The following is a 10,068-nucleotide window of genomic DNA, read 5'->3' as shown; positions in this document are numbered from 1 at the left end:
GCGCAGGACGAGGCGGGCGGTCGTGGACTTGCCCGAACCCGATTCACCGACGAGGGCCAGGGTTTCGTGGCGGTTGACGGTGAAGCTGACGTCACTGACGGCGCGTAGCGCACGAGCAGGGCCGCCGCCCGTCCGGGGCAGCGGGAACTCCTTGACGAGGTTGCCGACCACGACCAGTGGCCGCTCAGCGGCTACCGAGGGTGACGTCCGGGCCCGCGGCACGGTGTGCGCGGTGTGCGCCGCGCGCGCGGCGGCGAAGCTCGGGACGCTGCGCAGCAACCGCTGGGTGTAGGGGTCGCGAGGGTTGTCGAGGATCTGCCCGGTAGGCCCGCTCTCCACGATCCGGCCCTGTGACATCACCGCGATGCGATGCGCGCGGTCGGCGGCGACACCGAGGTCGTGGGTGACGAGCAGGACCGCGGTGCCGAACTCGTCGGTCAGGTGCTGGATGTGGTCGAGGATCAGCCGCTGCACGGTGACGTCCAGGGCGCTGGTCGGCTCGTCAGCAATGATCATCTTGGGTTGCGCCGCGATCGCGACGGCGATCAGCGCCCGCTGCCGCATGCCGCCGGACAGCTCGTGCGGGTACTGCCGGGCGCGGACCTCCGGTTCGGGCAGTCCGCCCGCTCCAGCAGCGCGATCGCCTCCAGCGGGGCTGAGCGGCGCGTCGCCAGGCGGTGGATGCGCAGCACCTCGGCCACCTGGGCGCCGATCCGTTTCACCGGGTTGAGCGACACGGTGGGGTCCTGCGGGATGAGTCCGATCCGGGCACCGCGGATGGCGCGAAGTTCCCGCTCCGACAGGGCTGCGAGGTCGTGACCGCCGAACCGGACGCTGCCCGCGTCGATGCGTCCCCCGGCCGGCAGCAATCCGACGATCGCATGCGCCGTCGTGCTCTTGCCCGAACCGGATTCGCCGACCAGCGCGACGATCTCACCCGGCCTGATGTCGAGATCGACGCCTTGGACGGCGTGCACCGGCCCAGTGCGGGTGCGGTACGACACAGACAGCCCGCGGACCGCGAGCAGGCTTGCGCCGGTGTCGTTGTGGTCGTCGGTGGGGATGCCGCTGTGACCATCGGTGGCGGTGTCACCGTGGCTGTCGGTGAGTCCGTGGCCGCCGGTCAAGCCGTGACTGTCGGTGAGGTGGTTTGTCATCGCTGTTTAGCCCATTCTCCGTCCAGTGCCCGGGCGATGCGGTTGGTCGCCAGCACCGTCGCCGCCACGGTCAGGCCGGGCAGCGTCGACAGCCACCACGCGTTGGCCAGGTAGTTACGGCCGTCGGAGACGAGCGTGCCCCACTCCGGCGCGGGCGGTGCGGCGCCGTAGCCGAGGAAGCTCAGTGAGGACACCGCCAGCACCGCGGTGCCGAAATCGAGCGTCGCCAGCACGATGACCGGCCCCATCGCGTTCGGCAGCACGTGCCGTCCGAGCACGCTGTACCAGCGCGCGCCCGACGAACGCGCGGCCTCGACGAAGACGGCTTGGCGCACCCTGAGCACCTCGGCACGCATGACCCGGGCGAAACTGGCCACGCTGGCGATCCCCACCGCGACGGCGACCTTCACCGTGCCGTATCCCAGCGCGGTCACCAGCGCCAGCGACAGGAACAGGGCCGGGATGGACAGCAGCACGTCGACGAAGCGCATCAGCACGTCCTCGACCCAGCGGCCGACGAATCCGGCGACCAGCCCGAGGGCGCCACCGACGGCGAACGCGACCGTGACGGCGATCAGCGTCGCCTTCAGCGACAGCGCCACGCCGTGCACGACCCGGGAGTAGGTGTCGCGGCCCAGTTCGTCACTGCCGAACCAGTGGTGGACGCCGGGCGGCTGGAAGTTGTCGGCCGGAACCCCCAACAGCGGGTCGCGCGCGGTGAACAGCGTCGGCCAGAACGCGGCCAGGACCACCAGCACCACCACGACGAGCGACAGCACCAGCCCGGGGCGGCTCAGGAAGAACCGCAGCAGCCGCCGCACGTCGACGCCCAGCCGTGGGCCCGGCGCCGGCGGCGTCGCTGCGGCCTGCGGCTCGAGCCCGGCCTGCGTGGCCGGCTCGGTGACCAGTGACCGGCTCACGCGGGACTCCTTCGCACGCTCACGCGGGACTCCTTCGCGCGGTGGCGGCTACCACGATCCGCGGGTCCAGCAGCGGGTAGACCAGGTCGACGATCAGGTTGACCAGCACGAAGACCAGCGCGCCGAAGACGACGACCCCCTGCACGACCGGGATGTCCTGTACGGTGACCGCGCCGGCGGTGACCCGGCCGAGGCCGTTGCGGGCGAAGACGGTCTCGATCACGACGGCGTTGGCCATCAGCTGCCCGGCCAGCAGACCGATGACCGTCAGCGCCGGCAGGGAGGCGTTACGCAATGCGTGGCTGAGGTGGATGCGGACCCGTCCGGCGCCCTTGGCCCGGGCCGTCTGCACATACGGCTCGTCCAGTGCGGTGAACAGGCTCTTGGCCAGCACCTGCGCGACCAGCGCGCCGGTGGGTATCGCCAGGGTGACCGCCGGCAGGATCAGGCCGTGCAGCCCGTCGTTGCCGAAGGCCGGAAACATCCGCACCCGGAAGGAGAGCAGCTGGACCAGCATCAACCCGACCCAGAACGTCGGTATCGACACCCCCAGTGACGGCAGCGACAGCAGCAGCTGCCGCAGCCAGCGCTGCGAGGTGTAGGTCGCGACCAGTGCCAGCCCGCCGCCGAAGAGCGCCGCGAGCAGCAGCGCCGCGCCGGTGAGCTGCAGCGTCTGCGGCAGGGCGTCGCCGATCACGGAGGTCACCGACCGGCCGGTGGACACCGAGTCACCGAAGTCGCCGTGCAGCGCCTTGCTCAGGTAGTCGACGTACTGCACCAGCACCGGCTTGTCGAACCCGTACTGCTTCTTCAGCTCCGCAAGCCGCGCCGGGTCGATGGAGGAGGAATCCATCCCGGCGCCGGCCATCGCCGAGACCGGGTCGCCGGGCAGGTAGTCCAGCACCAGGAACGACAGCGTGTAGGCCGCCCACAGCACGCCGGCTGCCTGCGCAGGATGTCGGGGTCGGCACGGGTCAGGTTGCCCCACAGCACATCGAAGTCACCCGACCTCAGTGCACCCAGCTTCGGTATCGCGTCGAAGTTGTCCTTGAACGTCTTCGCGTCCGGACTGATCTGCCAGCTCTCCGCGAGCCACGGCACGATCTCGCCCGTCTTGGGATCCTGGTCGGTCAACGAGTCGACGATCTGCCGCAGCGAGTAGATCGTGTCGTTGCTGCCCACCTGCTGCGGGTCCACGCATCCCATGTCCGAACCCACCGCGCACGATGACGCCGACCTGCACGGCGCCAGGACTGCTGAGGTCGGAGGGCGCATGATGTTGAGAGGCGCACCGCGCCCTGGCAACAGGGGCCAGTCGCGTGAGGACCGCCGCGCCCAACGGCGAGCGGGTCCGGTATCAGCTCAGGGGCTGGTAGCTACAACACAGACAGCTGGTTACTCGCTGCAGGTCGATGTGCCGGCGTGAGAAGGTCGCCGGGGTACGGCACGGCGAAACAGCGCAGGCACGGCCATGCGACTGCTGCACGCTGGCTTCCTCCTACAACCAAGGCACACGCCTGCGCGACTGGTTCGTCGCACCGGGCTCTCATCCGGAGCGCCCGACCGCGGACGAGGGTTGCCGGCCAGCAAGCCAGAGCTTGACGCTGACGCTCGGCGCCTGAAGCTACCCGTCCGCGGATTATCCGTCAATATCGATTGACAAGGTAGAGAAACAGCCGGGCACCTCCAGCTGCCGAGGATGAAGTCCCCCGCGCTCGAAGGACGAGAAGACCGTGATCGGGACTGCGCACATCTGCCGTCCCCTGCCCTCCCCACTGTCTCCTCCAGCAACCCGGGAACCTGGGCCTCCGGCGACGGGAGAAGCATGATCCCGTCACCTTTGGCCCTTTGACCGGGACCACAGCGCCGTCAGACCACGACAAGGCCGAGCGCGGGGTCCAACTTGTGTAGATCGTGCGGATCAGAGGTGACAACCGTGGCCCGAAGCTTCCGTGCCAGTAACACGACATGAGCATCAACGACATCACTCGCCCCTGATGCCGCCAGCAGCAATCCGATACGGACAGCAATCTCCTCCGACAAGGACTCGACACGCACCGCGCCTGTTCGGACCAGCCTCATGACGGCATGCTGATGCGGCGATCCCCGCCAGACCTGGGCGAAGACTCCCGCCGGCATATGCGCAGCCACCCTCGCGCCGACCAGATCCGCGGCTAGTGCGAGCATCCGGACGTCTCGACGCTCCAGCGCGATGAGCGCGCCCGCATCAAGGACGACCGTTCTCACGCAGCCCCGGCCACATCAATATCGCCAGCTTCCAGCACCAATCGCGCCCAGCCACGCGCGGCATCGTCCAACCCGGCAGCCTCTTCGATCATCTGGTCCAGGATCTCCTGAGCCTGCGCCCAGTCCGGCTCGGCAGCAGCCAGACCGGCGAAGTAGGCCGACACCGACTCCACCTGGCCTGCGTCGGCAGCCCGCTGCGCCTTCGCCGCGATCTCTTCCGGGACACTGATAGTGATCCGCCTGAAGCTCATAAACCAAGCATAAATCATGTGCACAGCCATGCGCGGATGACGTCCTCACCCACGGTCCGGATCCTGTCGGACTTGAGGTTCTTCGGGCCTCCGAACGCGCGAGAAGATCCATGATCGCGCCCTCTTTGGCCAACTGGAACCCGAGTCCGGGCGGCGGCCTACACGCCTGCCTGCCGGACGGAGGTCGCGAACTCGGGGGTGATGACGATCATGCGTCGAACATCAGGGTGGCCGCGTCCCGACCTGACGCCGCCGTGGGCGGCGCCGCGGGCACGGGTTCCGGGAAGTCGACGTGGCGTCTGCGCCAGGTCGTCACCACCGGCCGCAGCACCGCTGCGAGGTCGGCGATCTCGGGCATGGAGATGAGCAGGGTGCCGGCGCCCGTCATTTCCGGCATCTGACACCCCGTCCCCGCCATGAGTCTGTTGAAGAGCACATTCCACTGATCGCGTCAGGTGATCGCGTCAGGCCAGCATAGCGACGATCGCGTCAGAATATGAAGAAATTACTGATAACCCGAGTTATCAGTAACAAGGATGTCAGATTCTGCCTCCCACGTCCTACTGTGATCGCGTCCGGGCGGCTCGGGGGGCCGCTCGGACCTCGCCCGCCGGGCCCGAACCCGTCGGCACCCCCGAAACCGTTGCCATCGGACGGCGGCCTGCGTCGTCCGTCATGTATGTCTCGACGGCCCCACCCCGGGCCGAGAAGGGGTGCCCAGAATGGCCGAGACGGACGCCGGTACGGACCGCGCTGTATGAACTGCTCTTCGACGAGCTCGACCGGACGGGGCAGCTGGCCTCGTCATCGATCTGGTGTTGGCCGCGTTCGACGGCACCGAGCCGCTGAACCGTGTACTTGGTGGGTCCACCCAGCCGCGTGACGAACCGGTCCGGGCACGCCCGGCGGCGGGCTCCGTCCCCGGCGTGTTCCTGAAGTCCATCTCCGCACGAGGTTTCCGCGGCGTCGGCCCGGCCGCGACGCTCCCGCTGCACCCCGGCCCCGGTCTCACCCTCGTCACCGGCCGGAACGGATCCGGCAAGTCCAGCTTCGCCGAGGCCGCCGAAATCGCGCTGACCGGCAAGAACGAGCGGGTGCTGCGGGGCGCGGTCTGGCGGGACGGTTGGCGCAACCTCCACGGTGTCGAAGCACCGAGAATCGAGCTGGAGCTGACCGCCGAGGGATCCGCCCGGCCACTGACCGTGGTGCGTTCGTGGTCCGGGCCGGACGACGACCTCCACGCCGCGACGACTACCGTGCGCACGCCCGGCCAGTTGCCGCGCCCGCTCGCCGACATGCCGTAGCAGCAGGCACTCGACGTCAGCCGGCCGTTCCTCGCCTACACCGAGCTGAGCAGGCTCGTCACCGGTACGAGCAGCAAGGTGTTCGACGCGCTGGACCCGATCGCCGGTGAACGACACCCGGACGCTGGTTGCGAAGCTGAGCGAGACGCTATGATCACGCCGAAGTACCTCGACGCCGCCGACCGCCTCCTGCGGGAACGAGTCCCCGGCACCGCCGGTCTGTGGCCGCGTGCCTGCGTGTGGCTGATGCGGCTGGCCCTGGAGGCGGCTTTGCGCGACCTGTGGATCCGCGAACACCCAGCGGTCGCGTCAACGACCATACGAGCGCAGCTGCTGAGCCTCCATCACATCCTCGACGCCCAGACCGTGGCCCGAGCCGAACATCTCTGGGCCTGCCTGTCCCGCGCCGGTCATCATCACCCGTACGAGCTCTCCCCCACCGCAGCAGAGCTACGTCGCTGGCACGAGGACGTCCACGCCATCGTGTGCGTCTTCGCCCGGATCCCGGACGCCGGCGGTACCCCGCCGTCCACCGGGCACTCATGACCGTCGTCCCGGACACCCGGGCAGCCGACTGAACAGACGAAGGTCACGGGACACCCTCCGCACGCACGTGCGGAGGACGGGGCTAGCCGATCCAGGTGACCCGGAGCACGGTGATGGTGATCCATCTCTCTTCGACGCTGTACGTCAGCAGCCCGTACCCGAAGACCGCACGCCGCAGTTCGGTGCGCTTGTCGTAAGTGCCGTGCCGGTACGGATCGTCGGCCAGCCGGTTGAGGAGCGCGTTGAGCTCGCGGCGCCCCTCGGCGGGTAGGGTGTCACGCTGTTGCTCGGCGTAGGTGACCCAGCGGATCGTGTATCTGGCCATTGGTGATCTCCGGGTCCCCCTGCGGGTACGAAATGGTCGCTCCGAACACGGTGGGATCCCCGGCCTCGATGCGTCGGCGGTCCGCGAGGGCACCGGCTTCGACCTCTGGGTTGGCCGTGAGCACTGCCTGCCCCCACCACTTGTCGACTACTGCGGCGATCGGGTCGAGGTCGAGGGTGTCATCGGCCTCTGCCAGCGCGATCCGCAGCTCCGCCACGAACACGTCGCGGTCGTCCGGACGGAGCGCGTCACGGATCGCGGGTCCGTTCTTCTCGATGCGGTTGCGGACTCCATAGATCGGGATGGTGTCGGCCATGCGATCCATTGTCCTTACAGCCCACATCCTCGACAACGACGACAGCGCGTGGCGTGGCTGTCGGCTCGGCGCCCGTAGCTCGCGGGGAGGCGAGCCATGGTAGTGGTGACGCATGCGCGCGTAGAAGCTGGCCCTAGTTGCGGCTCTGTGGTAATCGCGCGCACGTGGCGGTCAACACGGGGAACCGTCCGAACCCTCCGGAGGAGGTCGTCCCGGAGAGTCATTTCTCGGGTGGTTTAAGGGACTGAACAATGGCGTAACTCACCCGTGACATTCTGTGCGGGGAGAGACGCGCCTGATGAGTACGACAACCACGGATGATCGTGCTGAACCGGTCGGCGATGCGCCCGCTGCGGGCGTGGTCGTGGACGAGGCGTTGGCGACGAGCCTGGTCAAGCAGGCCCGTGCGCAGGATCTGTCACTGATCGACCCGGGCGGACTGTTCGGGATGCTGACAAAGATGGTCCTGGAGCAGGCGCTCGCCGGCGAGCCAGACGACCATCTCGGCTATGATGCGGTGAAACTGCCGGTCAGGGTCGCGTCCCGCCCGAGCCGCGCCAGGCTCGCGACCACAGCCGCAGGTGACAGATCCTTGCAACCGGCCGTCGTACTCATGCCTGCCGGCGAGCTCCCGGACCTCCGCGACCTTCAGGTCCCACACCGCGACGAGCCGCGAACCCACATCTGACACCACATACACGCTATGACGCCCGGCCGGTCCGGCAGACGGCGGAACGGTACAAGCCCCGTGGAACGTGATAATCTACGCTATTCACAATGCACATGCGGAACTACTCCTGGTGCCAGGCGAGAGCAAGCGCTTCGCTGACGACAAATACTGCGAACATCTCGATAGCCAGATCTTTTTTGCCGCCGGCGTACAGAGAAAGCGCGGCCAAGCCAAACAGCGCGAGCTTCAGGAGCGGCAGCCATGGAACGCTCAGGCGGCCACTTGCATTGGGGGCTGCCCACATGGCCCAGATAACGATAATCAGGGCGGGCGCGCCAATTCCTGCTAGCAGTTTTACGAATAGATTGGTATCGAGGTGGAATCCCCAATAGGCGAACGCAGCCAGCATGGCCAGCTCTAGCATGAAAGCTACAAGGAGGTTGAGCGATTTTAAAATATTCATCGAGGTCATTATACAATATGGCGGTCTCGTGTGGTATCAAACCCTTCGTGCCATGGCGACACATGACCTGCCAGCAGATCGTTGCATACTTTGAACCGGTGCTCCTGAGGCCTGCTGTTCGCGGGGATCGGCGCGAGCGCCGGTCAACATAACGCGTTCTTTGCATCACCACGCTCGTCCAGCGTGAGGAGCAGCTGGCTGCCGGGGCTGACCGAGGACCGCGTGGTGGCGTGTGCGTTCCTCGCCGGTTGTTCTGGTGCTGTCGTGTCAGTTGGCAGCGGCAGTGGCACTCGCCGCCGCCAGTGTGAGACACAGCGGGCGGTAGACGATCGTGTCGAGTCGAACGAACCGTTCGGACGGGTCCGGTAAGCCGAGGACCCGTGTTGCGGCCCGTCCGCCGAGGACGCCGCGAGCTGCCAGCCCGGCGGCGATCATCCAACGCGCCGTTCGTGGGCCACGTCCTTGCCCACCCGCGCCTGCGAGCAACGCCGCGGCTGAGATCGCTACGCCAGCCATCACGAAGCATGCCTCCGGGCCGGGGGTCTCGTCATTGCCGACGACGGCATCGGCCAACTCTTCGCGGGTCCGCATCGGCCATGAGGACCCCAGACCCCAGGCCGCATGAACGGCTCCGATACCGGCAAGACCAGCGGCGCCAAGCAGCGCTACGAACTTCATGGACACAATCGTAGTCATCGAGGGACGCCCCGCCGATTCTCCGAGGCCCTTGCCCCACCGTATCCCCGGCCTGAATCCGCCGGCATCGCCCGCGTCGACACTTGGATCGACGCGGGCGAACCCGTCGTCATTCTCTGCGATTCCGAATGGCGCATGGTGACTTTCTCCGAGCTGGCGCCCGCCAATCACGCATCTCGAAACGCATGGTCATCAGCAGGTCCGGCTGGCACCGGGCGCCTGACACCGGGATCGGCGCTCGGAAAAGCGAGGTGCGGTGGTGTGGCTCGCCATCCGTTATTGCTGTGCCCACCAGACCTGGAGGTCGACATCGTGGCCGAGGTCGACCTCCAGTGTGTGGTACGCCCCGAGGGCTACCATACGGTCGTCGTTCGGGTGGAACGGCCGGGTGGGGTGGCCACCGATGACGGGTCCGAGCAAGTCGATCATTAGCTTCCGCAGATGGGTCGAGGTTCGCCCGGGACCGGTGCTGACAGCGATGTCGAGGGAATCGGTCCGGGTGGCACGGGCTGGAGACCGGCGTGGCGTAGCTCGGCCGTGGAACGGGGGTAACGGAAAAAGACCCGTGAAAACAGGTTCCTCGCCGCAGTCTACCCGACTTCGTGGGAGCCGGGGGTGATATTCTTCCGGACCACCCCCTTATTGCAAGAACACTCGCCCCGAGGTGTGCCCCACTGCAAGGCCCGTTTGCGTAGCCAGTGCCATCCGCTCGTCGTCCACGCGCTCCGGCCGGGCCGTGCCCGCCCCGATGCCGCCGCATTGCTTGTCGTATTGCCAGGCTGTACAGTCAGATACATGAAGCCGATGATTGACATTGACATTGTGAGAGCTTGGTTGGGCCACGGCCGTTGTTACGTGTATAGTATTCATTAAATATCACTCATCGTCATCGCATATAAGCGCATAGTAAAACCGCGTAGCCCCACCTTCCGTCACGATCGAAACGTAGGTGCCCCGCGCCCGACAACGAGTGTCAACGGCACGTTAAAGTTTCAACGTTCAACGTCATCAGAGCGTCAACACCACTGGTAGCCAGCTCCTGCGGGGTCGACGCTAGTAGCCGTCGCTGCCGGTGCGGCAGCACAGCAACCAGTGCGGTCCGGGTATTCCATGATGTCAGCATTCCCGGGCGGCATGTGGGACATCCGGTCAGGGCATCCGGCGAAGCACTAG

At 67.0% G+C, this 10,068-nt stretch carries 14 protein-coding genes, 2 pseudogenes and 1 riboswitch; of the genes and pseudogenes, 3 read left to right on the top strand and 13 right to left on the bottom strand.

Translation table 11 applies throughout. The features are described from left to right. From DD1DGNOD_RS30655 to DD1DGNOD_RS02090, 8 genes and pseudogenes are all read right to left on the bottom strand, one after another. Positions 1-1,064, bottom strand: a pseudogene (locus tag DD1DGNOD_RS30655) (ATP-binding cassette domain-containing protein); the annotation flags it as partial. An 89-nt stretch (positions 1,065-1,153) separates the two neighbouring features. Beyond that, positions 1,154-2,077, bottom strand: a complete 924-nt coding sequence (locus DD1DGNOD_RS02115; protein ID WP_131764897.1) for an ABC transporter permease — start codon at positions 2,075-2,077, stop codon at positions 1,154-1,156. Between the two features lie 19 nt (positions 2,078-2,096). Next, positions 2,097-3,014, bottom strand: coding sequence for an ABC transporter permease (locus DD1DGNOD_RS02110; RefSeq protein WP_241255405.1), 918 nt, complete (start codon positions 3,012-3,014; stop codon positions 2,097-2,099). Positions 3,015-3,088: 74 nt separating this feature from the next. Then, a pseudogene (locus tag DD1DGNOD_RS28605) lies at positions 3,089-3,352 on the bottom strand (ABC transporter substrate-binding protein); the annotation flags it as partial. Between the two features lie 82 nt (positions 3,353-3,434). Next, positions 3,435-3,563, bottom strand: a complete 129-nt coding sequence (locus DD1DGNOD_RS31025) for a putative leader peptide (protein ID WP_430827745.1) — start codon at positions 3,561-3,563, stop codon at positions 3,435-3,437. A 22-nt stretch (positions 3,564-3,585) separates the two neighbouring features. Then, a riboswitch (SAM riboswitch) is annotated at positions 3,586-3,696 on the bottom strand. Between the two features lie 250 nt (positions 3,697-3,946). Beyond that, on the bottom strand, positions 3,947-4,324 hold the full coding sequence (locus tag DD1DGNOD_RS02100; RefSeq protein ID WP_131769317.1) for a PIN domain-containing protein: 378 nt from the start codon (positions 4,322-4,324) through the stop codon (positions 3,947-3,949). After that, a complete protein-coding gene (locus DD1DGNOD_RS02095; RefSeq protein WP_206442900.1) occupies positions 4,321-4,605 on the bottom strand; it encodes a hypothetical protein in 285 nt (94 codons plus the stop codon). The genes DD1DGNOD_RS02100 and DD1DGNOD_RS02095 overlap by 4 nt, the downstream gene beginning before the upstream one ends. A gap of 178 nt (positions 4,606-4,783) precedes the next feature. Next, complete coding sequence (locus tag DD1DGNOD_RS02090; RefSeq protein WP_131764896.1) at positions 4,784-4,972, bottom strand: hypothetical protein; 189 nt, start codon at positions 4,970-4,972, stop codon at positions 4,784-4,786. Positions 4,973-5,390: 418 nt separating this feature from the next. Between DD1DGNOD_RS02090 and DD1DGNOD_RS02085 the strand changes: the two genes are divergently transcribed. Both DD1DGNOD_RS02085 and DD1DGNOD_RS02080 read left to right on the top strand, forming a co-directional pair. Beyond that, positions 5,391-5,879, top strand: a complete 489-nt coding sequence (locus tag DD1DGNOD_RS02085; RefSeq protein ID WP_165036344.1) for an AAA family ATPase — start codon at positions 5,391-5,393, stop codon at positions 5,877-5,879. A gap of 150 nt (positions 5,880-6,029) precedes the next feature. Then, positions 6,030-6,425 carry a hypothetical protein gene (locus DD1DGNOD_RS02080; protein ID WP_206442899.1) on the top strand — a complete coding sequence of 132 codons (396 nt, stop codon included), beginning with the start codon at positions 6,030-6,032 and terminating at the stop codon, positions 6,423-6,425. 82 nt (positions 6,426-6,507) lie between these two features. On the opposite strand, the gene DD1DGNOD_RS02075 is transcribed toward DD1DGNOD_RS02080, so the two are convergent. Both DD1DGNOD_RS02075 and DD1DGNOD_RS02070 read right to left on the bottom strand, forming a co-directional pair. Beyond that, positions 6,508-6,750, bottom strand: coding sequence for a hypothetical protein (locus DD1DGNOD_RS02075; protein ID WP_131764894.1), 243 nt, complete (start codon positions 6,748-6,750; stop codon positions 6,508-6,510). Further along, positions 6,701-7,066, bottom strand: coding sequence for a DUF6247 family protein (locus tag DD1DGNOD_RS02070; RefSeq protein ID WP_241255404.1), 366 nt, complete (start codon positions 7,064-7,066; stop codon positions 6,701-6,703). Before DD1DGNOD_RS02070 ends, DD1DGNOD_RS02075 begins: the two co-directional genes overlap by 50 nt. Positions 7,067-7,364: 298 nt before the next feature. Between DD1DGNOD_RS02070 and DD1DGNOD_RS02065 the strand changes: the two genes are divergently transcribed. Next, complete coding sequence (locus DD1DGNOD_RS02065) at positions 7,365-7,754, top strand: hypothetical protein (protein ID WP_131769316.1); 390 nt, start codon at positions 7,365-7,367, stop codon at positions 7,752-7,754. Positions 7,755-7,857: 103 nt separating this feature from the next. Here the strand turns inward: DD1DGNOD_RS02065 and DD1DGNOD_RS02060 are convergent, their stop codons facing one another. From DD1DGNOD_RS02060 to DD1DGNOD_RS27670, 3 genes are all read right to left on the bottom strand, one after another. Beyond that, positions 7,858-8,208 (bottom strand): YrdB family protein, encoded by a 351-nt coding sequence (locus tag DD1DGNOD_RS02060; protein ID WP_131764892.1) that lies wholly within the window; start codon positions 8,206-8,208, stop codon positions 7,858-7,860. A 258-nt stretch (positions 8,209-8,466) separates the two neighbouring features. Beyond that, on the bottom strand, positions 8,467-8,877 hold the full coding sequence (locus DD1DGNOD_RS02055; RefSeq protein ID WP_131764891.1) for a DUF3995 domain-containing protein: 411 nt from the start codon (positions 8,875-8,877) through the stop codon (positions 8,467-8,469). Between the two features lie 294 nt (positions 8,878-9,171). Further along, positions 9,172-9,324, bottom strand: a complete 153-nt coding sequence (locus tag DD1DGNOD_RS27670; RefSeq protein ID WP_206442898.1) for a hypothetical protein — start codon at positions 9,322-9,324, stop codon at positions 9,172-9,174. Between the last annotated feature and the right edge of the window lie 744 nt (positions 9,325-10,068).

The sequence above is a fragment of the Candidatus Protofrankia californiensis genome, assembly GCF_900634765.1.
Lineage (GTDB): Bacteria > Actinomycetota > Actinomycetes > Frankiales > Frankiaceae > Protofrankia > Protofrankia californiensis.
Note: the sequence above shows the minus strand (reverse complement) of the source record. Positions and strands in the feature narration are given on the sequence as shown.

Excerpts from the sequence above, each read along its gene's own strand:
- DD1DGNOD_RS02095 (WP_206442900.1), bottom strand. The coding sequence starts at position 4,605 with ATGGCTGTGCACATGATTTATGCTTGGTTTATGAGCTTCAGGCGGATC.
- DD1DGNOD_RS02090 (WP_131764896.1), bottom strand. The coding sequence starts at position 4,972 with ATGCCGGAAATGACGGGCGCCGGCACCCTGCTCATCTCCATGCCCGAG.
- DD1DGNOD_RS02080 (WP_206442899.1), top strand. The coding sequence starts at position 6,030 with ATGATCACGCCGAAGTACCTCGACGCCGCCGACCGCCTCCTGCGGGAA.
- DD1DGNOD_RS02075 (WP_131764894.1), bottom strand. The coding sequence starts at position 6,750 with ATGGCCAGATACACGATCCGCTGGGTCACCTACGCCGAGCAACAGCGT.
- DD1DGNOD_RS02070 (WP_241255404.1), bottom strand. The coding sequence starts at position 7,066 with ATGGCCGACACCATCCCGATCTATGGAGTCCGCAACCGCATCGAGAAG.
- DD1DGNOD_RS02065 (WP_131769316.1), top strand. The coding sequence starts at position 7,365 with ATGAGTACGACAACCACGGATGATCGTGCTGAACCGGTCGGCGATGCG.
- DD1DGNOD_RS02060 (WP_131764892.1), bottom strand. The coding sequence starts at position 8,208 with ATGACCTCGATGAATATTTTAAAATCGCTCAACCTCCTTGTAGCTTTC.
- DD1DGNOD_RS02055 (WP_131764891.1), bottom strand. The coding sequence starts at position 8,877 with ATGAAGTTCGTAGCGCTGCTTGGCGCCGCTGGTCTTGCCGGTATCGGA.
- DD1DGNOD_RS27670 (WP_206442898.1), bottom strand. The coding sequence starts at position 9,324 with ATGATCGACTTGCTCGGACCCGTCATCGGTGGCCACCCCACCCGGCCG.